Consider the following 21,095-nt stretch of genomic DNA (forward strand, 5'->3'; position numbering starts at 1 on the left):
TGTTTTTTTATTTTTGAGCTTGCCGAGGATCATAGTTCCAGGACGTCATCACGCTTACCGGTCCAGCTTAAAGATTCTTATGGCGTTGCTTTGGGCAAACGCGGCGGCGGTTTGTGGCTTAAGTTGTGCAAGGAGCTCGCGGAAGCGTTGAACACGTCGCCCGTAGTTCTCGGGGTTCATGCCAGGTGCGTGTGCCACATCCATGCCGATCATGAAGCGGTCCGGGAAGGCTTCGTACACCTCGCGCATCTCCGGAAACAGTATGCCATCCTTCTCTATCAATGCTGTGTACTCCTCCATCCGCGGCCAGCCGATGCCGTAACCCGTCTTTCCCACATTGGTCATGTTGGCAAGGTCACAATACAGGTTCGGATGATTCTCCAGCATGGCCCGGATTAGGGATGCCTTGCTGCGACCGCAGTTGTGCGCCCATACGTAGCGGACCCTGGGGTTTTCCCGGAGGAGGCGGGCAAAGTCTTCGACAAGACGCGGTGCGCCCTCCATGTGAAGGACGATGGGCACGTCAAAGCGGGAGGCTAACCTGCTCAGGCTCTGCATGAAGGAGGAATAAATCGGGTTTTCCTGCTCGGCATGTGGCCCCGATGAGTAGGCGAAGTGCTTCACCATGACCTCGCCGATGCCCCAGAAGCGACCCGTAGCGAGCTTTTCCTCAGTCTCTTTCAGAAGCCTCAGGATGGCATCATCGGGATTGAGCCACTTGCTCGCACCCGTGAGTTCCGGCCTCTGCATCCCAACAAGAGAAATAAAACGGCCGGGGTATTTGCTCGCCAGCGCCAGTGCAAGGTCGTCGTTTCCAGGCCGGTCGGCAGAGCCAGCCGGGCCGGGATAATATCGCGCCATGACAATCTGCCGCGAGACGTTATTGAGATCCATAACGTGGATCATCGTATCCCAATCGAACGATGCTCCAAGATGGCTATGTGCGTCGATTATGGAGCCGGTGTAGAGTTCAGCAGCCACGCCCACGCGGGCCACCGTTATTAGAATTACAATGGCGACTACCAGACTCTTCCGGTCGGTCCTCATGGCGATCTCTTTACTTTCTGAACTGCATTGCCCTACTACTTGATTATACCAGTTCGGATATCTCTGCAAATCCGTCTATGAGTGACAGATGATGTGAAATACTACATGCAGGTTACATCACCACTGCATCTAGGACGAGTGCAGAATCCAGAAAGGATATTGCACTGCGATGTGAAATATGCGCTCATGTTAAAAAGCATTCGCAGGCAGGCTTCAGGAAGAAGCGCAGGACGCAAACTTCAAATGCGATTCTACACCCCTTTACGGATCATGTCTATCCTGGCGGCGCCTGCAAGTGTAGTATGTCTTTGTTTTGACAAGGACGAGAAAAGCCAAGTCGCAGCCAGCTCCCGCCATTTCATGTTCGCCGCCTCCGGTGAGGGGCGTCGTCATCTTCTACTTCCTTTTCTATTTTTTGATCATCTCCGATGAAAATGTAAAGTAAAGGCCCGAGCACGGGTATTGTAATAGTAAAGAACCAAACAAGTTTATTAATATCTCTTTTAAATTCGCTCCTGAGCAGATCGATCAATGAAAAGATCCATAAAATAAAAGCTGCAAAGATTGTCAACGATAATGCGACGGAGATACCTTTGAGTTGCTGAAAGGCTGAGGACAGGTCAAATCCAGGGTTCATAGGTTCGTCCTTTTGTCATTTCAATGATGACGCCGGTTGTTTTGGTTCGAATCATGCCTGGCTCCCCATAATGGACTCGAACGAGTGGACCTCATGCCGATAATACCAGATGCATGCAATTTCCAAATGATGCGATCGTTGCGGACTTCAGGAAGTAGCGCTCTCAGCGGGATAAAATTATCTATATTTCTTTTTAATTGTTGGTCCTGCTTTATCAGGACGAAATCATTCAGCCGCTCCTCTTCGATCCATACATGAAGTCTACATAGCCTGCTATCTGCATCCGCGCCTCATCGGTTACCTGCCGCATTTTTCTCAGCATCATGATCTCATCAAGGTTCAGGACTTTATCAAGATAAGAGGTCTGCTCTTCGGAAAGAGGATATTTACGCTTGCCCCGGTTGAATTTGGCTTGTGAAGGAACAAGAAAATAGCTTTTGACCTCGTCGGGTACTATTTCCTGGTGCGCTGCGAGAATAAGCGTGGACGTATCGAGGTTCAGATTCCTTGCGATCATCGTGAGCGTATCATCTTTCGGAATATGTCCTTTATGAATAGTGACGCGCAGGAGCTCCGAGCTGATCCCCAACGCCTTAGAAGCGTCTTTGAGGTTTTTAAATCCTTTTTCATCGAGTGCATTTTTTATCATTTCAGATACTCTCATTGAGAACCTCCGTGGAGAATAAATAATCCAGTACACAGCATCAGGCGTTTATTACCACATGTTATCCATACATTTTCGCAATTGATTGCGAGCGCATAATCGCAGAAAGTACCGCCGCGATCACGGAAAGGCGACGCGGAGACGGCGAAGGTGCATTGATTCCAGAATGGAACTTACCATAATAATGTCTCTCGTGACCGAATATTTTTCTTGTTCATCGCAGCGCAATGGCTTTCTCAGGACACATCTCCTGACAGCAAAAGCACGCAATACAGGCGTCGGCGTTCACCCGAGGGACATTCGCAACCATGGATAGAGCCGATACCGGGCAATGATCAACGCAGGTGCCGCAGCTCGTGCACTTTCCGGGATCCGCCTGAGGACGAAGGATCGCCCGATTATGGATCATTGACTGCATGGCCTCGTTGCGGAATATCGCTTCGCCGCCAAGCGGGGGGAGCTTGAAATCAGGCAGCCGTTTCAGCTCCCCGATGATCTCGATCGCGCTGAGGTCGTAGTCGCCCAGGCCCGCCTCTTTCGCCTTCTGGAGGAAACGCAGCCGCCCCGGGTCGCATCCCATCATCGTGGCGATGACGGAATCGACGGCAACAGCATTGTCAGAGGCGAGGATCACGCCGATATGTCTGAGGTCGGGGGAGGCCGGCCCGTTGCCTTCCATCCCGACCACTGCGTCGACGATGAACAGGTCCGGCACTCTGAGCCTGAATACCTCTACTATCACTTCATTAAAATCCGCCGGGTTGCCGGCGGCCTTGTGCAGCATGGCTTTCTGGGCGCCTGGCAATAAACCGTAGCTGTTCTTGATAGCCCCGGTCACAACGGTCAGACCGTGAGTCTTGAATTTCGGCAGACTGATGATGACATCGGCTTCCAGAATGTCCCGCGAGACGCTCACAAAGGGCATGTACTTGGGATTGAAAGCGACCCTCTGGGAATCATTTCCGATGTTCTTATACCAGCCGCTGGCTGCTTCCATCAGGCCCGTTCTCGTGAAGCTCTCCTCGTTCGCGCCGTAACTGAAAAGGCCCGGATTGTCTCCCACAATAAGGGAGGCGGGGCCCATGGTCTCCACCTTTTCCACGACAGCGCGAAGAACTGCAGGATTGGTGACGATGCCTTCCTTTGTTTCCGAGCTTCGGAGCACATTGGGCTTGATCAGGACTTTTTTCCCCGAGACAGTGATGGGGAATAGTTCAAATGCCCGGTCCACGGCTTGACGGACATTCTCATAACTGGCGGGATGGATCATGACCTTTGACATGGGTTATTCCTTTTTCCCGATCGAAAATGCCTTGCCAATGCGCTCGCCAATGCCGCAGTAGGCGCCTTGCCCTGTGTCAAAAACGAGCGCATGGAGCTTCTGCATATCCGGCATTCCCTGTTCATCGAGCACCGACTCTTCGGCCTTGATGTCCATGATCTCGCCGACGAATTGCGTGTGAAGCCCGATCTCCAGCGTGTGGAGCACCCTGCATTCGATCACCAGGGGGAACTCCTTGATGTACGGAGCGTCAACGAGGTCGCTTCGAACGGGGGTGAGTTTCGTCGACGCAAACTTGTCGACCTGTTTCCCCGAAGTGGTGCCGACATAGTCCACCTCTTTCACCAGCGCGGCAGAAGGGATGTTGATGGTATATGCCTTGCGCTCCTGGATGCACCCATAGGTGTACGTCGCCTTGCGCAGGGAGATAGTGACGCAGGGCGGCTGTGAACAGCAGATTCCGCCCCATGCGATCGTCATCATGTTCGGCTTCCCCTGCGAGTCATAGCTTCCGATAACCCAGACGGGTGATGGCTGTGCGAGTGTCTTGGCACCCAGCGACCTTTTCATAGGAACCTCCCTTTCCTGAACCTGAATTTGTCCATTGCCCGGCACTGTGCAATTTCCAGAAGTTGTGCACGATGAAGACTGTTGTAAAATGTCGGTTGCAATTTGTTATCAACTCGTGCCTTACACTCCGCCCTTTGGCGAGTCGCTGTGGAGGCACAGGTTAAAAGATTGTATTCACATTATAGATTCTCCAGTTGCCGATATATAAATGAGCTCAACAGGCAATGCCACAACGTCTATCAAAAAGGCTGCTGGCAGGCAAATACCTAATAAAGGTCCGTACCAGGGAACATATTTCACATCAGAGGCGGTAATTTCGAGAGCTCTTACTTCTCCTCCAGTTTCGGATGGATAAAAATAATGGACTTGATGGTAAAACAACGCGGGATTAAAATAAACAAAACCGTGACTATATTCTGCAGTCGGTAAATTGCGATCCTTAATGACAGGTACTGTATGTGAATTGTTGAAGGATTTACCGGAGCATGGCGTTAGCACGGTTTCGCCGTCGTAGAGCAAACGAACATCATTGCCGAGAGAGGGGAATTTGTCGCCGTTCTCTCGTGTCCAGTTCTCCCCATACGTTTTGGCTTGATAGAGTCTTACCGGAGTCGGTCTGAGACTCACATGGCCGCATCTCCTAGACCTCCTTTTATTATCTGGAGACAGATCCCTGTCAACGGTCGGGACTATCACATACTCTATTGTCAGTTCGGTTTCATCCGCCTTTACCTGTTCAATATCGGTTATATCTGCGTACAGAGATGCATTATTATAAGCAGCTCTCGTCAGAACACATCCACTTACACAGATTGACGTGCAAATAGCCGTTGCGAGCAGTGTCAATTTCCTTACCATTATTTCAGCGGGGGGATATAAACGCAAACGACATGTCAATTTATGGCCCATAAGTTTATCATCGAGAAAATTAACAACTTATTGATCAGACCCCCTAGAAAACGCCGCGAATCAGATATCATCTGGTTTAGAAATGAACGCACCCGGTTATCGCTATTTAGACGAATATAAGCTTCTTTCAATTTTATGTCAACGCAGTCGTAATGCTATAGTGTGGGGTAGACCCTATGGGAGGGGAGAAGAGACAGGAGAATATAGAATGTGACTTGATCGCGCAGCCCGCTATGCGCCGATGCCTTTCGAGGCAGGTACACCATCGGCCTTCTCAGGCGACCATTCCGTTGCCGTGAGGCGCCTGCCCGTGATCCTCCGTCCCTCATCGGATGCAAGAAAGACGGCTAGGGGAACGATGATCCCGGGCTTGAGCAGGCGTGAGCGCAGATCAGCGGGAATGCCGGACGGGATCATGCCGGTGTCGGTTGGGCCACCGGGAAGGATCTCGTTCACGGTTATGCCCGTGCCTTCCAGGTCCTGGGCCCAGATGATCGTCTCGGACTCAAGGGCCGCTTTCGACGGGCCGTAGGGCGAGAACCCTTTGCGCTTCATGGTCTCGTAGTTCATGGTCACATTGATGATCGCACCGCTCTTCTGGCGCAGCAAATGCGGCACCGCTGCACGTGCCATGTAGAAGGGTCCGTTCACGTTCGTATCGATCACCATCTTCCATGTCCCGGGGTCTGTTTCCCAGAAGCGTGCCGGCTCGGTCATGAAGGCCGGGGAAACATATTTCATGCCCCGGCCGGCGTTGTTCACAAGCACGTCAATGCGGCCGAAACGGGAGATCGTTTCGCCTATGACGCCCTCACAGGCGCGGAAATCGGCAACGTCCGCCAGAAGAGCAAGGGCCTTGTCCCTTCCCCAGGCGGAGACAAAGGAATCGATCTCCGCCCGCTCGCGGGCCGCGGTCACGACCACGCAACAGCCCTCCTGAACGTATCCCTCGGCAATGGCCCTGCCCATGCCCCGGCCGCCGCCGGTCACGAGCGCCACTTTCCCGTCCAATTTGCCCATGCTCACCTCTCAACACCTTATTAATAGTCTAATAAAACGGTCATTCCGGGCATGACCCGGAATCTGAGGGATTTTGGCTAGAGCCTGGATTCCTGCTTTCGCAGGAATGACGAACTCGGGGGTACAGTCTATTATGAGACCATTGATATGATAATAGAAGCTTTGATTACTTCCCTCTTCTCGACCAAAGACAAAATTAAGGACCGGACCTTCTTCGCATGCGCTAAATCCCCTTGAACGTCACCGCTTCCTGAACAGTCCGCCGGAGGGTCCGATACTGGTTCTGAGGATGTTCGGCGTCCGCATACCCGAGCGCGATCCCGATGATGATCGAAAGGTCATCCGGTATTTTCAGTTCCTTCCGGATCAGGTCAGGATGGGCGGCAAGGGTCACTGCCGGGGCTGAACCGAGGCCGAAGTGGCGCGCCGCCAGCATGAGGCTCTGGGAAAAAAGGCCGAGGTCGAAGATCGACCAGGGGGTAAGCGTGCGGTCCATGCAGATATAGGCGACCACCGGCGCATGAAAGAAATGATAATTCATTTCCGACAGGTCCTTGAGCTCTGATTTGTCCAGACAGACGCGCTCAAGGGTCGCCATGCGCTCGGACTTCAGGGTCTCCATCCGTTTCAGGAGCGCAGGCGGCCACTCTTTGGGCACCGCAAGATCGGGGTTTCGCGCCACGCAGTTTTTCAGGTTCGTAAGATAGACCTCGCGCAGTCTGTTCAGGACCTCGCCTCCGGCCACGTAGACCTCCCACGGCTGCGTGTTGGCCCAAGATGGCGCCTTGAGCGCCGCCTCCATGACACTTTCGAGCGTATTGCGGTCGACGGGATCAGGCTTAAAAGCGCGGACCGTAAACCGTGTGTTCAAAGCATCAATGATATGCATGAAAGAGCCCTCCCCTTCCGGTATTTCCAGATAAAGCGAAGCAATACGCTCGCAGTCGACAAATTCATTCCTGAGCACCTAACCCGGACAAGCCGGGACCAAAAGGGCATCTCTCGCAGAGCACGCTGAGAACGCAGAGTTAAATCAAAATCTTTAAGTCTTGGTTTTAACCCAGAATATTTTCTGCGCTTCTCTCTGAGAGCTCTGCGCCTCTGCGAGAAATTTCTTGCCATTATTAGTGGAATTTGATTTCTTAGCTACTAACCTACGATGCTTTCCACTATTTCCGCCGAACTTTTTACGATAACCAGCTTCTCAAGATTTTTCAACGAACGCTGATGGGCTTCCTTGTCCGCCGACGAGACGCAGTCGGAGACAACAACAGGCCAGAACCCTCTGTTTGCCGCATCGCGTGCGGACGACTCAACGCCGTACTCTGTTGCTATGCCGGTGAAGAGCAAGGTCGTTATCCCCCTGTTCCTCATCATGTTCTCAAAATTGGTACCGATGAAGATGCTTGCAGTCGTCTTGTTCAGAATGGCGTCCCCTTCCGCAGGCTTTACCTTTTCGGGGACCTGGCTTTCCCGGGAGCCCGGGACCATCGAGCGCGGCAGCTTGTCGACTTCCCTGACATTCAAGCGCCGCATCATGGAATAAAGCCGCCAGGACGATTGGAACCCGGCAGGATCAGGTGTTATGATCGTGTACACGACAGGAACTGTATTGCGAAGGCTGTCTATGAGATTTTTGAGACTGTCAAGGAACGCTTCCCGGTTGAAGATCCTGTCTACGAGGTTGTTTTGGACGTCCCAGACGATGAGGCACGAATGACGGGGATCGACTATTTCCCTCAGTTCTTCATATATGGTAATGCCATGTGAATTTATCATCGACGGCTCCCTTCTTCACGATGACTATTTCTCGAACCCTGCAGTTCCATCCTATGCGGACGCTGCACGCTGTCTCAAAAGGAAACCGATTGTATCAACGTGGGGTATAACTTCGATGCGATAACGACCAGGACCGTGATCAGATGATTTTAATGGGCGAATCTGACTCCCATTTGAAATGCTTTTTCACAATCCTTCGGAAATACTTCTTTGCGTCTCTTCATTTTTTTCTCAGGATCAAATCGATCGGCGATTACTTTCGAATAATCGTCAAACTGATACGTGTCAAAGCAGAGGAGGGACTCCGAGGCGCCGAATATTCTTTTCAGGTAGCTCTCGTTCAAAGCAACATGGCGCTCGAGGCTAAAGTTCATTGATTGTTCCTCGGTCACATTCATTGTATAAATGAACCCGGTCTGGATCTTTTTCGGGAAAAGAGAAACCGGGGGATCGGTATAGGACAATACGGAAAAGAGCAGTCGTTCCATGAATGATTTCATCTCACCCGACACGGTCCCAAAATATATCGGAGAACCGAGAATGAGACCATCAGCCTCGCGTATCTTTTTCAGGATTGGCGACACGTCGTCATTCACCGCGCAGGTGCCGTAACTTTTGCCGCCCTTTGTTTTACAGGCAAAGCAGCTGCGGCATCCTTTGTAGTTCAGATCATACAGATGAACAAGCGTGGTATTCGCTCCCTGTGATGCAGCGCCTTCGAGAACTTTTTCCAGTAACGTTGCCGTGTTCCAGTTCTTCCTTGGGCTTCCATTTATCGCGATAATGTTCATGCGCGGTACCTCTCTGGTCGGGTTATCCTTATCACTCGTTGAACCTATAAAATCTCAAAGAGAGTACTACTCGGCAATTTGAGCATGAACTTGCAATTTCCAGGAAACGAAACTTCCGCAACGTGCAGGAAAAAAACCAACAGATCATTTTATATCCCTGGCGCCGATGGCCTTCAGAAACTCGCGGCTGGTTACTACCGTAGCCTGCCAGGGGAACACCTTATCCATCAATACGCGGTTCACTTCTGCATCCCGGTCCGCGCAGGCATCTGATACGACGACGAGCGAATAATCCATGTCGGCGGCCCAGCGTACCGTGGAAAGGACCACGCCGCTTGTCGAGATCCCGAATAGCACAAGCCTGTTGATATTCTTTGACCGGAGTATTGTTTCCAGGTCGGTTGTGGAAAAAGCTCCGACACGGCGCTTCGTGACCACAATATCGCCCGGTTGCGGCGCGACCCTCGGATCTATTTCTGCACCCGGCGTGCCCTCAACAAGCCGGCCTGATTGTTTCAGGCCGCTGAATAGCTTGTTCTGCGGGTTGACCTCTGGGTAGCCGTCGCGAAACCGGACGACGACGTAGATGATCTGCAGTTTCGCCTGCCGCGCTTCCTTCAGTATTGTGCTTGCTCTTTCAAGCAACGGGACCCGGACATCCTCAGAAAGCGAGCCCACGATATCGTTCTCGTAGTCCATGATGAGTACCGCTGTTCTCGTGCTATTGATGGTCAACTCCGGGCTGATCAGTACCGCCGTCCTGGGAGTATGAACAGCAGGCCCCGGTGTGCCAGCGTCTTTCGGGGTGTCTTGCTTGTCTACCGCGAAGACCGCGGTTCCCGAGAGAGCCAGACAGACAACCAAAAATGCGATTCGAACAATAGTGCGCATGATGAATGCCCTCCTGAGCGAAATGAGAAAAAATCCGGCCGCAATGCGTTACCAGAGTCGGGATGGAGACTTCGGGGCCATGTGGAGGTGACACCAAAAATGTCATTCTGAGCGCAGCGAAGAATCTCGTCTTTTCGAATACTCGAGATCCTTCTCATCGTTCAGGATGACCATGACGGAACATTTTTCAGCAGCCTGCTAAAGACCTCTCACTCCTTAACCAATGTCCACGTCTCATCCGGGTCGTACGCTTGCATCTCCTGGGCGATACTTGAGGTGTCGGGTCCGAGATTTTTCTGAAAAACCTTGCCCTGCTGGTTGACGATAAAGGCCATCACCCCCGACTTGCCCCAGTTTGATGGAAATGCGACCAGACCGAAGCCGCCGACCATGTTGCCATTGATGATGTAATCGTATTTTCCGCCCGGCGCATGCTCTCCCTGTTTTGTCAGTATCTTGAAATAGTAGCCATGAAACGGCATAGGCTGTTCCTTGAACACGGACTTTTCCTTCTTATAGCCCTCTATCCTTGCCTGTGCCACGAGCTCACCGAGCGGGCTCACTGCTTCGCCTGGCGCGTGCCTCCAGAAGAGACCGTTCTTCGTGCCGGGATCGCTCCGAAGTTTCTGTGCATACGCAAGGATCCCGTCGCCATCCCAGTCCTTCAGGACATACTCGCGCTGTGCCTTGACGTATGAGCGACAGACCAGTATGGCGGTGAGTTCGTCTTCCCCGATCCTGCGGTTCAGGACCTCTTCTTTTCCCGCTTCGGTATCAAAGATCCACTTGCCATTGACCTTTACCAGGGGGATCGGATACGGCCAGTTCTCGTTGCCTATGTGAATGATCACCTTTGAATCATTCACTTTCACGAGGCTGGTCTTCTCTGCTGCGTGTTTCGTAAATTCCTCAAATTCGGCGGCGGCCTGCACCTCGTCGCTGGAGCGAAGGTCTTTCCCGGAGGGGCCGAATATCCGGTCGAGTGCCGCCTTGTCCTTTGCCTTGACAGCCTCAACGAGTCCTTTTAAGGCATCTTCGGGAGAGGAGAAGCGTTTTTGCGATTCCGCCGCCATCAGTGGCATGCTCAAGATAAAAACAGCCATTGCAGTTACCAATAGCGCAGCAATAAAGATCATCCCTCGTGAGGAACGAGATAGGAATTTCTGTTGAATTGTCACCATAGTTTTCTTCCTCTCTGAATTCAATTTGTGACCCTTTGAAGAAAATATTTGAAGTAAACCTGCCTTTGCTACCGGCGTTGTCTGTCTCCGCTGGCGGCGTTTTTCCCTGCAGGAGCATTGCCATGGCTCGCCGGGGCAGCGGGAGATCGTGCCCCTTCACTGCTCTGGCGGCTGTTCTGGCCGCGAAGGCTCTGCTCCCTGGCCTCATTACCCCCCCGGTAACCACCAAACGTGACCGAAGGCGGACTCTCGGGCTGCATCCGCTCGCGGCCCGGACCGGGCTGAGGCTGGCTGGTGATACGTGGAGTCGGCGGTGTCGGTCGCTCGCTGACACTCGGGGTCGGCGCTGTCGGTCGCTGGCTGATACTCGGAGTCGGCGGCGTCGGTCGCTGGCTGATACTTTGAGCAGGTGGTTTCGGCCATTGGTTCACAACACCACGGCTTTCGCTGCCGCGATTGCTGTATGCGTAGGCGTCCCTTCCGCGGCCATACGTCCCTCCCGCGGGCCTGGGCTGTGTCACAGCGCTCCCCCTTGCTTCGCCTACGCGTGCATACCTGTCGGCATTCGGACCACTGGGTCGCGATGCCAGGTAACGGGCTGGGTCACCGTGCGATCTATCATGCCTCCATGTCTGGTGTATGGAGGGCCTGCTTTGGTTGACATAAACATCCCTCACGTGAACATAGGGTCTTGCATGATCGACCCAGCCGGGGCGATTCCAGCCATGATAGATCACATGGTGGTGACCCCAGTCGAAGTCCATGGTCAGCCAGCCGCCGATCGCCAGGCCGTATCCAAAGGTGATGAAAGGCGGATAACCCATGGCCGGACTTTCAACATATACAACAGAGGGTGAATACTGCGGGACGTATACGTACTGAGGTTGAGCCGGAACGATCTGGATATAGTCTCCGTCGATGATGACACTCTGTTCGGCGTTGCTGACCAGATTGCCGACGGCCCTCGCGCGCCACCTGAGCCGCTGAACCGAACTGGCCACATCTTCCGGCTGGTTGAGAAAGGCGTCTCCCACGTTGGCAGTCCAATCCATGTTATCGGCCATCATTTTAAGAACGCCGGGGTAGTGCGCAATTGCCCTAACGGACTCAGCCCAATCCTGCTCGTCAATGCTTGAAACATCACCGCCGCTATTCAGCCACGCTTCCGCATCGGCAACCTCTGCCGGATACGTCGAGGCCGGCAGTATCTGGGCCAGCAGAGGATCCGGGTAGAGAGCAATGGGCGCAAGGAGGTTATCAAGTTCGTCATCCGTGAACGATATTGAATATGTCAGGTCCTGGTCATCCCCCCAGGCTTGAACAGACAGGAGCGTTGCGATGCTCACAACAAATGCAACCAAAATGCTTTTCATGAAGGTCCTATTCACGGGCGTAGATCCTTCCTCTATTTACTGTAGGGTAGCTGGCATGCACTTGATGCTCCTCGATTGCTGTCGCAGCAAACAAACTGGAATCAGTTGACAATCTGTAAGTAGTCTTCGTAATCCTCTACATATCATTAGAGACGATTGAGAGTGAAAAGTTGAACCCTTTTCCTCTTTTATTAAAAACGTATTAAAGCCTCTATCCCTCTATTGTTGCTTTGAGCATGTACTTCACAATTCAGGCAAGATGCGACGGCAACGGACGTCAGGAAGACCTAAACGCTGTGGCCCTCACTCGTTAAGCTTCACTTTCCGAAATGACGAATGATCTCGCGATCCAGAGCTTCGTAGCTTTCAATTTACGCAACGGAAAAGCTTTTTATTTGAAATTTTGAAGTGTTCAGGATTGTCGAAATCGGCAGGCACGTTCCCTCTCGCTAGTAGGTATATGGCCTGCCGATTCTTATAGAAGGGTACTGAATAAATTGAGAATGCTCTTATGCCTTTTTTTCTGCTTTTTGTTCAATAGACTGGGTCTCCTCTTTCAGATCGTCTTTTTCGGTCATGGCTTTCTTGAATGACCGTATGCTTTTCCCCAGCCCTTCCCCAATCTCCGGCAATTTCCCGGGGCCAAATATGATTAAAACGATAAAAAGTATCAGGAGCAAATGCATCGGTCGGAAAAGTCCTTCAAACATGGAACACCTCCTTAGTATTAGGAAAAGATCGAGGAACCAACGAATACTATTGTTGACTTCCAGTATAAAACATTTTCATTATAGCATAAAAGCATAACGTAATAAGCTAAGGGGAAAGCGGAAAGTGCGGACGCGGCGACGGAAACGCTGATCTGATGAATCCTGCGGGTGAGGGATACTACAGGTCCCATAACGAGAGGTCCAGTATCAGGGAAGAAGTACCTGTGCAATGGCGTTCAGTCTCACCGCGCCCTCATAGGTCGGGGTAGCGCCCAAGCCCGTTGCGAGGCCGGGACAGATCCACCCGCCTTCGTCGAACTCATTCCAGGCGTATATCAGAATGGTGTTGGCTTCAAATTGCGCAGGATTGTTCTTCACGTCCGTGACGGCCGTAGAAAGTTCCGTCGCGATCTGCTGGGGCGTAGCTTCCAAATACCAATTGGTGTACCAGTTTGTCTGAGCCCAGGATACCGGATTTTCAATCCGGGGCCGTCCATCCCAGCCTGCAGAGACAAGGGGAACGCCCTTATCATGGCCCATCCAGGTGCCTCGGGCCAGCGACATCAGGTCGGTAAACGGCGCGCCCGTCGACGAACCTCCGTTTATTGAATAATTGCTGTAAGCATCCGGTGGGGGAGAGGTCATATTCCCCTGCATATCCACAAAATACGGGGCTCCCAAACCAGCCGCTTGCGCTCCAGTCACGAGAGGTGTCAAATCCGGCGGCGCTCCCGTATCGCCGAAAACATACACGAGGGGCCTGTTCGTCAGAACCTTCTGATAGCCGGGGTCCTGGAACTTGGCTCCAATCCAGTCGATGTTAGTCGCGGTCATCGCCGAGAGGGCGACGCCGTCCAGGATGAAGCAAAAATTTATGTCATTCTTGTGCGCACTGCTGAAATAGAGGTTCAAGGCGGTTTCTTCACCTGCAAGGAGCCGATCGCTGTTGTGGTACAAAACGTAGGCGAAATAGTTGATTCCCGCGTTCCTGGCATACGCGATTTCCTGATCGATAACCGCCTGGGTATTGGCAATGATCGAAACCTGGTCCGCGCTAATCTCGATAGCATAGAATGGCAGGCGATAATGCCAATGGTTCGGGCCCAGGTCCTTGTCAACTTGTACCCCGGCCCAATCGCTGTCCCCCATCCATGCGTCCCAACGGATCGCTCCAATCGTCGAGGTGGTTGCCCGTATGGCCACCGTTGCCGTATACGCCAGCGATGACCCGTCAGCAGCCGTCACCAGGTAGGTTACGGGACTCGTGAAGTCATTCGCCGTCACGCCGCTTACCTGAACTGTTGAACCGACCTTTACGCCGGCACCCGTGGTGGTGAAGGCCGCGACCAGCCCCGTTACATTCGTTCCCTTCGGCACGATTACGGAAATAGTCTTTGCGTTCTCATCAATCGTACCTGGTGCCGCCGGGTTCGTGAAGGAGAACGCGGTTATGGCTTTTGCATCGGAAAGCGGAATGACCACTCTTACGGTATACGCCAGCGATGACCCGTCAGCAGCCGTCACCAGGTAGGTCACGGGACTCGTGAAGTCATTCACCGTCACGTCGCTTACCTGAACTGTTGAACCGACCTTTACGCCGGCACCCGTGGTGGTGAAGACCGCGACCAGCCCCGTTACATCCGTTCCCATCGGCACGATTACGGAAATAGTCTTTAAGTTCTCATCAATCGTACCCGTTGCCGCCGGGTTCGTGAAGAAGAATGCGATTATGGCTTTTGCCGAGCTTGCTGTGACGGTTACTGTCACGGTATATGTTGCCACTGTGCCGTCCGCAGCGGTTACCGTGTAAGTCACCGGGCTCGTGAAGTCATTCGGCGTCGCGCCGCTTATTTGTACTGTTGCGACGACCTTTACGCTGGCACCATTCGTGCTGAATGTGGCTATCAGCGCGGTAACATCCGTTCCAAAAGGGACTATTACCGCAATGGTCTTTGTGCTTTCATTAATCGTACCTGTTGCCGCCGGGTTCGTGAAGGAGAACGCGGTTATGGCTTTTGCATCAGCAGGCAGAATGGTCACCGTTACGGTATACGCCAGCGATGAACCGTCAGCAGCCGTTACCAGGTAGGTTACGGGATTCGTGAAGTCATTCTCCGTCGCGCCGCTTATCTGCATTGTTGAGCCGACCTTTACGCCGGCACCCGTGGTGGTGAAGGTCGCGACCAGTCTGGTTACATTCGTTCCATTCGGCACCGTGACGGAAATAGTCTTTGCGCTCTCATCAATCGTACCTGTTGCCGCCAGGTTCGTGAAGGAGAATGCGGTAATGGCTTTTGCGTCGGAAAGCGGAATGGTCAGGCCCCCTCCGCCGCTGCATGCCGAGAGGAAGATCGATGCAAAGAAAAACAATGAGATAATTTTCTGATAAGATTTCATGGTGATAAGCCTAACATGATAAGAACCATCATTTCACCGGCTTGAAGAGCTGTTCTTTCCTTCTTTACTTTATCCTTGATTCACAGCTATGTCAACGTTCCCCTCTCCTCCCCCACCCCTTTTCCTAATATAGAGAATCTTCTCGACAACGGCATGCACCACGCCGTCCTTGTCGACCAGCTCCACGGGATACACGCGCTCAACAGACGGCTCCGCCTCCGCTGCCGCCCTGATCCGGGCGGTCTCCTCCACGCTCAAGACGAACCGAGCGTACAGCGTCCCCTTTCCCGGTTTTTTGAAATGCAGGGAAGCCGCCTTGTCCCAGACGGTATAGGAAGGACCGAGGATCTTGATCAGCATCACCATGTAAATGGGGTCCACGGCGCCGTACATGCTGCCGCCGAAAGTCGTGCCCACGTAGTTTCTCGTGCGCCAGTTCAGGGGAAGCTTCACGCGCACCTCGCGCCAGTCTGACGCGATATAGGTGATCCGCGCGCCCGTACCGCGGTAGGCGGGAAAGAAATTGAAGCCCCAGCGCATGATCTTTGTCTTGATTGATTCGGGCAAATCCCCCTCCGCTTTTCCGGCACATCTGCCCGGGATTCTACCGCAGACTGCTGCTGATTACAATATAGGAGCTCAAAAGTTCCGTTCAAGAGCGCGTCCCGTGCGCAATCTGCTTGATTTTAGCAGGTCTCAATGCTATTCTTCATAACAGAACGCTCCGGTTATGTATCAGACACGCTTGTAAAACAGCATTGAAGGAGACTCTCCCGGCACGGCCGCCTGTTCCGGTACAAGACAACGTCAAGCGTGGTTCTCTGCGTGAACTGTCACAAGATGCAGCCGCGGGCCATGCCGCAGGGGTAACGCAGATGCTCGAAGGATACCTGAAGAACATACCGCTCTTCAAGCACCTGAAGGATTCCCAGGTGCGGGAGATCGCCGCCCGCTGCAAGAGCGCCCGCTACGCCAAGGGCGACGTCATCTTTCGCAAGACCGATCCGAGCACCGACCTGTACATCGTGAACTCCGGCAGGCTCAAGGCGGTCCTGGATGATGAGGAAGGCGACGAACTCATTCTGGCGCAGTTCGAACCGGGGGCTTTCTTCGGAGAGTTGAGCCTGCTCGACGGCAAGGGACGGTCGGCCACGATCGTTGCCGACAGCGACGCCGAGCTCGCCGTGCTGAAACAAGATGTTTTCCTGGATCTCCTGGACAAGGATCCGAGGATCGCGGTGGGGCTCATGGCCACGCTGGTCGACCGTCTGCGCAAGGCCGACGATATGATAGAGTCCCTTGCCTTTCTCGAAGTCGGGGAGCGGCTTGTGAAGGCTCTCCTGGAGGCGGCGCGGTCCGGAGGACCCGGCTTGAAGGGATACCTGAAGGCCGGCAGGCTCACCCACAGGGAGCTCGCCGCCCGGATCGGTTCGTCGCGCGAGGCCGTGTCGAAATGCATGAAGGTGCTTGCGACGAAAGGCATTACCGGGGAAGCCGAGGGCCAGATACTGATCGCCTCGAACGCGCTGGAGCGCATGAAGGAAGGCGAACGGACCTAGCGCCACCACCCGGCAACGCGTGTCAGCACGGGCCTGTGAACGGCGGTGCAGAAAAGAACACTGATTTCGTGACTCCCGTTTGCTGCCGAAGACTCTCTTTTTGCATGCCTGGTTATTTCCCGCAGAATTCTGATCTTGCACGTCCTGCTTCTTGAACGCACGCCACTCAATCCCCCATAAAACAAAACGCCCGTCACGGATAGTCCGCCACGGGCGTCAACTGCTCATGTGGCTGCTCAGATCTTCGGCAGTTTCTCCAGCGACTTCTTGATGTCCTCTTCGGGATGCTCGTGGTCGAAAAGCTTCCCTTCTCGGTAATCGGCATAGGCCTGCAGATCGAGATACCCGTGGCCGGAGAGATTAAAGAGGATCGTCCTCTGCCTGCCCTCCTCCTTGGCGCGGAGCGCCTCGTCGATGGCGCAGCGGATGGCATGAGCGCTTTCGGGCGCCGGGATGATCGACTCGGTCCCGGCGAACAGCACGGCCGCCTCGAAGACCTTCGTCTGACCATAGGCCCTTGCCTCGATGATCTTGTCGTGGTAGAGCTGGGACACGATCGGCGAATCTCCATGGTACCGGAGCCCGCCGGCGTGGATGCCCGAGGGCATGAAGTCGTGGCCGAGGGTGTACATGGTCAAGAGCGGCGTCATCCCCGCAACGTCGCCGAAGTCGTAGCAGAACTCGCCCTTGGTCAGCGTGGGGCAGGACGTGGGCTCCACCGCGATCGCCCGGAGGTCCTTCTTCCTGCCGGAAAGCTTGTCATGCAGGAAGGGGAATGCGATCCCCGCAAAGTTGCTCCCGCCGCCGCAGCACGCTATCACCACGTCGGGATAATCGCCCGCGATCTCCATCTGCTTCTTGGCCTCCTGTCCGATCACGGACTGGTGCAGGCACACGTGGTTCAAGACCGAGCCGAGCGCATAGTTGGTGTCATTGTGAGTGGCCGCGTCCTCGACCGCTTCGGAGATGGCGATGCCGAGGCTCCCGGTGTTGCCCGGATCCACCTCGAGGATCTTCCTGCCGGCGTTCGTGAGCGTTGACGGGCTCGCGTGAACCGTGGCGCCCCAGGTCTCCATCATCATCCTGCGGTAGGGCTTCTGGCCGAAGCTCACCTTCACCATGTAGACCGTGACGTCGAGGCCGAAGAGTTTGCCGGCGAGCGCCATGGACGAGCCCCACTGGCCGGCCCCGGTCTCGGTCGCGATGCGCCTGATCCCCGCCTTCTTGTTATAGTAGGCCTGGGGAATGGCCGTGTTCGGCTTGTGGCTGCCCGCCGGGCTCACGCCTTCGTACTTATAATAGATCTTCGCCGGCGTGCCGAGCGCCTTCTCGAGCCGGTGCGCTCGGAACAGCGGCGACGGCCTCCAGAGCGTGTAGATATCCAGGACCTCCTCCGGGATGTCGATCCACCGCTCCTGGCTCACCTCCTGGAGGATGAGGTCCATGGGAAAGATGGGTTTGAGGTCATCGGGTCCGATCGGCTGCTTCGTTGCCGGATGGAGCGGCGGCTTCGGAAGGTTCGGCATGTCCGCCATGATGTTGTACCATCTGGTCGGGATCTCTTTGTCCGCGAGAATGATCTTCGTCTGTCTCATGCATTCCTCCTGCAAAGAACGGGAATTGGTGCGACATTGCAAAAAAGTGCGGGTATTGTATCCTATTTTGGAGGCTTTCTCAATCGTATTTTTTGCGCTTGCGCGTGCGGGGAGACGTAGCAGCGGGAGCGGCCTTGGGAAAATGGCGTCAGGAGGAACTACAGAAAGCGCTGTCTTATGCCTTGACCGTGCCGAGCATCCTGATGAAGATCTTCAGGATGTCGGCGTCGTAATCGCCGACCTCCTTGGTCAGGACCGAAAGGGCCAGGAACGGCGTCCGCGCAGTATGATAGGGCCGCATGGTGGTTAGGGCGTCATAGCAGTCGACGATGGACGTGATCCTGCCGAACGTCGTGATCTCCGGGCCCTTGCGGTTGTACGGATAGCCCCTGCCCGTCAGGCGCTCGTGGTGCTGCACGACGGCCTCGAAGGACTCCCGGGGAATGTCCTTGTGCGTGCGCAGTATCTTCTCGCCCTCCACCACGTGGGTCTTGATCTTGCTGAATTCATCGTCATCGAGCCTGCCCGGCTTGTTGATGATCCCTGTCGGAATGGCGCTCTTGCCGATGTCGTGCAGCATGGCGCCGATGCCGAGCTTTTCGATGGAGTCTCGCTTGAGTCCGATCGCGATGCCGAGCCCCACGGACAGGACCGCAACGTTCACCGAATGGGTGTACGTGTAGTAGTCATGGGTCCTGAGCGAGAGCAGGTCCGAGATGGTGCCGGAGTTGTCCAGGATGCAGTCCACCATCTTGTTCACCACGGTGACCGACTGCTTGATCTTCTCGCCGCTCCGCGGGTCTTCGATCAGGCCCTTCAGCACGACCTTCGAGTTCTCCTTGATCGCGACGGCCTTGATCTTGACCTTGTCCCGCTCCGGCGTGTCCTCGGCCGCCAGGAGCGCGTTGATATAGGCGTGGTAGAGCTGCATCTGGGCGGGTTCGATGGCGATGTCGCCGGGGGCGTTCAGGACCGTGTCGTCGACGGCCAGGGGCTCCGTCTCCGTGGCCGGGAGCAGCATCCTGAGGCCGTATTTGTGCAGGGCGTGGATGGCGAAGTTGACCTTCATGCCCCCGCGCAGCAGCGACCGGTCGATGACGTAGTACTCGTCCTTGTGGACAAGGTAGCGCTTGAACGTTTCGGGGTCGGGGATGACCTCGCCCTTGTCATGGAACCGGGAAAGGTACTTGTACAGCTCGTGCCCCTCCGTCGTCTTCACGTACACGTTCTGCACGCCGCGCTCCCGGAGAACGTTGTAGGCGATGCCGTCGTACACCGTCTCCCGCTGGAGCAGGGGAATGACGATGCCCATGTCCTTGATGAAAACGTCGAAGGGGATCGGCTCGCCGTTGATAAGCTTGTCAATGGAGACCGCTATGTACGGATCAGGGTCGATTTCGCTGTACGTGGAGGACATCCCTGCTTCCTTCCGGACGACCGGCTACATGCCGATCGAGAACATGCTCTCGAGGTCATGGCGCGAATGGACCCGGAACGCCATGAGGGTCTCCGACGTCTTGATGCCGTCGACCTTCAACATGTGGTTCGTCACGAGCTCCGCCATCTGCTCGTTGTCCCTCACGCGTATGACGACTGCCAGATCGTACCTGCCCGCCACCGAGTAGACCTCGGTGATGCCGTCCATGCCGGCGAGCGTTTCCGCGACCGTGTTCACCTTGTCCCTCGCAACGGTCAACAGAACGAGCGCAGTAACCATGATGACCACCTCCCGTTCAAAGTGTTTACCATTATACCAGAATTCCGGCAGGAGTCACCTTCCTGTCAGGCGGAACAGCAGCGCGGCTCGGGTGCCGCGAGGTCGCCCGCAAGCAGAAGGCTCTGCGCAGGACAGCCGCCGTGGCAGCGGGCATACAGCCTGCAATCCATCCGCGGGCACCTGTTCCCGGAAAAGGACCGGAAGAAATCGAGCGCCCGGTGATGCCAGATGTTCTCGAAGGGCTCGGTCAGGATGTTGCCGAGCAGGAATTCAGGCCGGCCGAACAGCAGGTTGCAGGGGTAGACGGACCCATCGGGCATGACGCCGAGCTTCGTCGTGCCCGCGGGGCAGCGCACCAGCGCCAGCTCCGGATAGTTCTCTCGATCGGGGAGGAATCCCGAGCACGAGACAATGCCGACGGCCGAAGCATGACCGAAGGCTTCTGCCGCAGCCAGGAACTCGGGAAAGAGCACTGTTTCACGAAGGTCAGCGTCTTGCGTGGCATCGCGGTAGATGAGGAAGAAGCGGCCCGGTGCGCGAGCGAGCACTGCCCTGATGAAAGCCGGATCGCTCGTGCGGGAGTAGACGCTCTTGAGCACGGGCCGGAACCTGTCGATGAAGCCGGCCAGCTCGTGGAGGGTATCCGCGTCGTTGATCGATATTCCGAGCGTGACTGCGTTATCCGAACGCATGATCGTCTCGAGCGCTCCCGTATTCGTCCCGTTGGAGCTCATGTTGACGCGGAACCCCTTTTCCCGGCATTCGCGAAGCATTCCGTCAAGAGCGGGATGGAGCGTCGGTTCGCCCCCAATGACGTCGATCGTCCCGACGCCGAAATGCCGCAGCCGGCCCAGCATCAGCGTGAATGCATCGGCTGACATGTCCTGCATCGGCCGCAGTGAGCGGTTGAAGCAGAAATCGCAGCTCCTGTTGCAGCGGAGCGTGGGATAGAACTGGATGTAATCGGGGCCTT

At 54.8% G+C, this 21,095-nt stretch carries 21 protein-coding genes; 1 reads left to right on the plus strand and 20 read right to left on the minus strand.

Annotated features, from left to right (window positions below; genetic code table 11):
• Positions 1-54: 54 nt before the first annotated feature.
• From VL197_14870 to VL197_14945, 16 genes are all read right to left on the minus strand, one after another.
• Positions 55-1,047 carry an amidohydrolase family protein gene (locus tag VL197_14870; GenBank protein ID HUJ19264.1) on the minus strand — a complete coding sequence of 331 codons (993 nt, stop codon included), beginning with the start codon at positions 1,045-1,047 and terminating at the stop codon, positions 55-57.
• Between the two features lie 358 nt (positions 1,048-1,405).
• The gene (locus tag VL197_14875) at positions 1,406-1,684 is read right to left on the minus strand and encodes a PLD nuclease N-terminal domain-containing protein (GenBank protein HUJ19265.1); all 279 of its coding nucleotides are present in this window, start codon (positions 1,682-1,684) and stop codon (positions 1,406-1,408) included.
• Positions 1,685-1,913: 229 nt separating this feature from the next.
• Complete coding sequence (locus VL197_14880) at positions 1,914-2,348, minus strand: hypothetical protein (GenBank protein HUJ19266.1); 435 nt, start codon at positions 2,346-2,348, stop codon at positions 1,914-1,916.
• A 214-nt stretch (positions 2,349-2,562) separates the two neighbouring features.
• Positions 2,563-3,630 carry a DUF362 domain-containing protein gene (locus tag VL197_14885; GenBank protein HUJ19267.1) on the minus strand — a complete coding sequence of 356 codons (1,068 nt, stop codon included), beginning with the start codon at positions 3,628-3,630 and terminating at the stop codon, positions 2,563-2,565.
• Between the two features lie 3 nt (positions 3,631-3,633).
• Positions 3,634-4,200, minus strand: coding sequence for a flavin reductase family protein (locus VL197_14890; GenBank protein HUJ19268.1), 567 nt, complete (start codon positions 4,198-4,200; stop codon positions 3,634-3,636).
• Between the two features lie 174 nt (positions 4,201-4,374).
• Positions 4,375-4,827: a hypothetical protein gene (locus VL197_14895; GenBank protein ID HUJ19269.1), complete on the minus strand. Its 453-nt coding sequence runs from the start codon at positions 4,825-4,827 to the stop codon at positions 4,375-4,377.
• A gap of 513 nt (positions 4,828-5,340) precedes the next feature.
• The gene (locus VL197_14900) at positions 5,341-6,129 is read right to left on the minus strand and encodes an SDR family oxidoreductase (GenBank protein ID HUJ19270.1); all 789 of its coding nucleotides are present in this window, start codon (positions 6,127-6,129) and stop codon (positions 5,341-5,343) included.
• 223 nt (positions 6,130-6,352) lie between these two features.
• Positions 6,353-7,018: a nitroreductase gene (locus VL197_14905; protein ID HUJ19271.1), complete on the minus strand. Its 666-nt coding sequence runs from the start codon at positions 7,016-7,018 to the stop codon at positions 6,353-6,355.
• A 260-nt stretch (positions 7,019-7,278) separates the two neighbouring features.
• Entirely contained in the window at positions 7,279-7,908 is a 630-nt protein-coding gene (locus VL197_14910; protein ID HUJ19272.1) for an isochorismatase family cysteine hydrolase, read from the minus strand.
• A 149-nt stretch (positions 7,909-8,057) separates the two neighbouring features.
• On the minus strand, positions 8,058-8,699 hold the full coding sequence (locus VL197_14915; protein ID HUJ19273.1) for a flavodoxin family protein: 642 nt from the start codon (positions 8,697-8,699) through the stop codon (positions 8,058-8,060).
• A gap of 144 nt (positions 8,700-8,843) precedes the next feature.
• On the minus strand, positions 8,844-9,590 hold the full coding sequence (locus VL197_14920) for a cysteine hydrolase (protein HUJ19274.1): 747 nt from the start codon (positions 9,588-9,590) through the stop codon (positions 8,844-8,846).
• Between the two features lie 209 nt (positions 9,591-9,799).
• The gene (locus VL197_14925; GenBank protein ID HUJ19275.1) at positions 9,800-10,795 is read right to left on the minus strand and encodes a DUF2950 domain-containing protein; all 996 of its coding nucleotides are present in this window, start codon (positions 10,793-10,795) and stop codon (positions 9,800-9,802) included.
• Between the two features lie 44 nt (positions 10,796-10,839).
• Positions 10,840-12,144, minus strand: coding sequence for a DUF3300 domain-containing protein (locus tag VL197_14930; protein HUJ19276.1), 1,305 nt, complete (start codon positions 12,142-12,144; stop codon positions 10,840-10,842).
• A gap of 509 nt (positions 12,145-12,653) precedes the next feature.
• Positions 12,654-12,854 carry a twin-arginine translocase TatA/TatE family subunit gene (tatA, locus tag VL197_14935; protein ID HUJ19277.1) on the minus strand — a complete coding sequence of 67 codons (201 nt, stop codon included), beginning with the start codon at positions 12,852-12,854 and terminating at the stop codon, positions 12,654-12,656.
• A 207-nt stretch (positions 12,855-13,061) separates the two neighbouring features.
• Entirely contained in the window at positions 13,062-15,251 is a 2,190-nt protein-coding gene (locus VL197_14940) for a hypothetical protein (protein HUJ19278.1), read from the minus strand.
• A 69-nt stretch (positions 15,252-15,320) separates the two neighbouring features.
• Complete coding sequence (locus VL197_14945) at positions 15,321-15,818, minus strand: DUF4442 domain-containing protein (GenBank protein ID HUJ19279.1); 498 nt, start codon at positions 15,816-15,818, stop codon at positions 15,321-15,323.
• Between the two features lie 308 nt (positions 15,819-16,126).
• Here VL197_14945 and VL197_14950 point away from each other — a divergent pair, with 308 nt between their 5' ends.
• Positions 16,127-16,810, plus strand: coding sequence for a Crp/Fnr family transcriptional regulator (locus VL197_14950; GenBank protein HUJ19280.1), 684 nt, complete (start codon positions 16,127-16,129; stop codon positions 16,808-16,810).
• A gap of 236 nt (positions 16,811-17,046) precedes the next feature.
• Here the strand turns inward: VL197_14950 and VL197_14955 are convergent, their stop codons facing one another.
• From VL197_14955 to VL197_14970, 4 genes are all read right to left on the minus strand, one after another.
• Positions 17,047-18,405 (minus strand): TrpB-like pyridoxal phosphate-dependent enzyme, encoded by a 1,359-nt coding sequence (locus tag VL197_14955; GenBank protein HUJ19281.1) that lies wholly within the window; start codon positions 18,403-18,405, stop codon positions 17,047-17,049.
• Positions 18,406-18,580: 175 nt separating this feature from the next.
• Complete coding sequence (locus VL197_14960; GenBank protein HUJ19282.1) at positions 18,581-19,822, minus strand: HD domain-containing phosphohydrolase; 1,242 nt, start codon at positions 19,820-19,822, stop codon at positions 18,581-18,583.
• Between the two features lie 24 nt (positions 19,823-19,846).
• Positions 19,847-20,122 (minus strand): Lrp/AsnC ligand binding domain-containing protein, encoded by a 276-nt coding sequence (locus tag VL197_14965; GenBank protein HUJ19283.1) that lies wholly within the window; start codon positions 20,120-20,122, stop codon positions 19,847-19,849.
• A gap of 65 nt (positions 20,123-20,187) precedes the next feature.
• Positions 20,188-21,095: radical SAM/SPASM domain-containing protein (locus VL197_14970; GenBank protein ID HUJ19284.1), on the minus strand; the 908-nt coding region annotated here is incomplete at its 5' end.

The sequence above is a fragment of the Nitrospirota bacterium genome, assembly GCA_035516965.1.
Taxonomy (GTDB): domain Bacteria; phylum Nitrospirota; class UBA9217; order UBA9217; family UBA9217; genus MHEA01.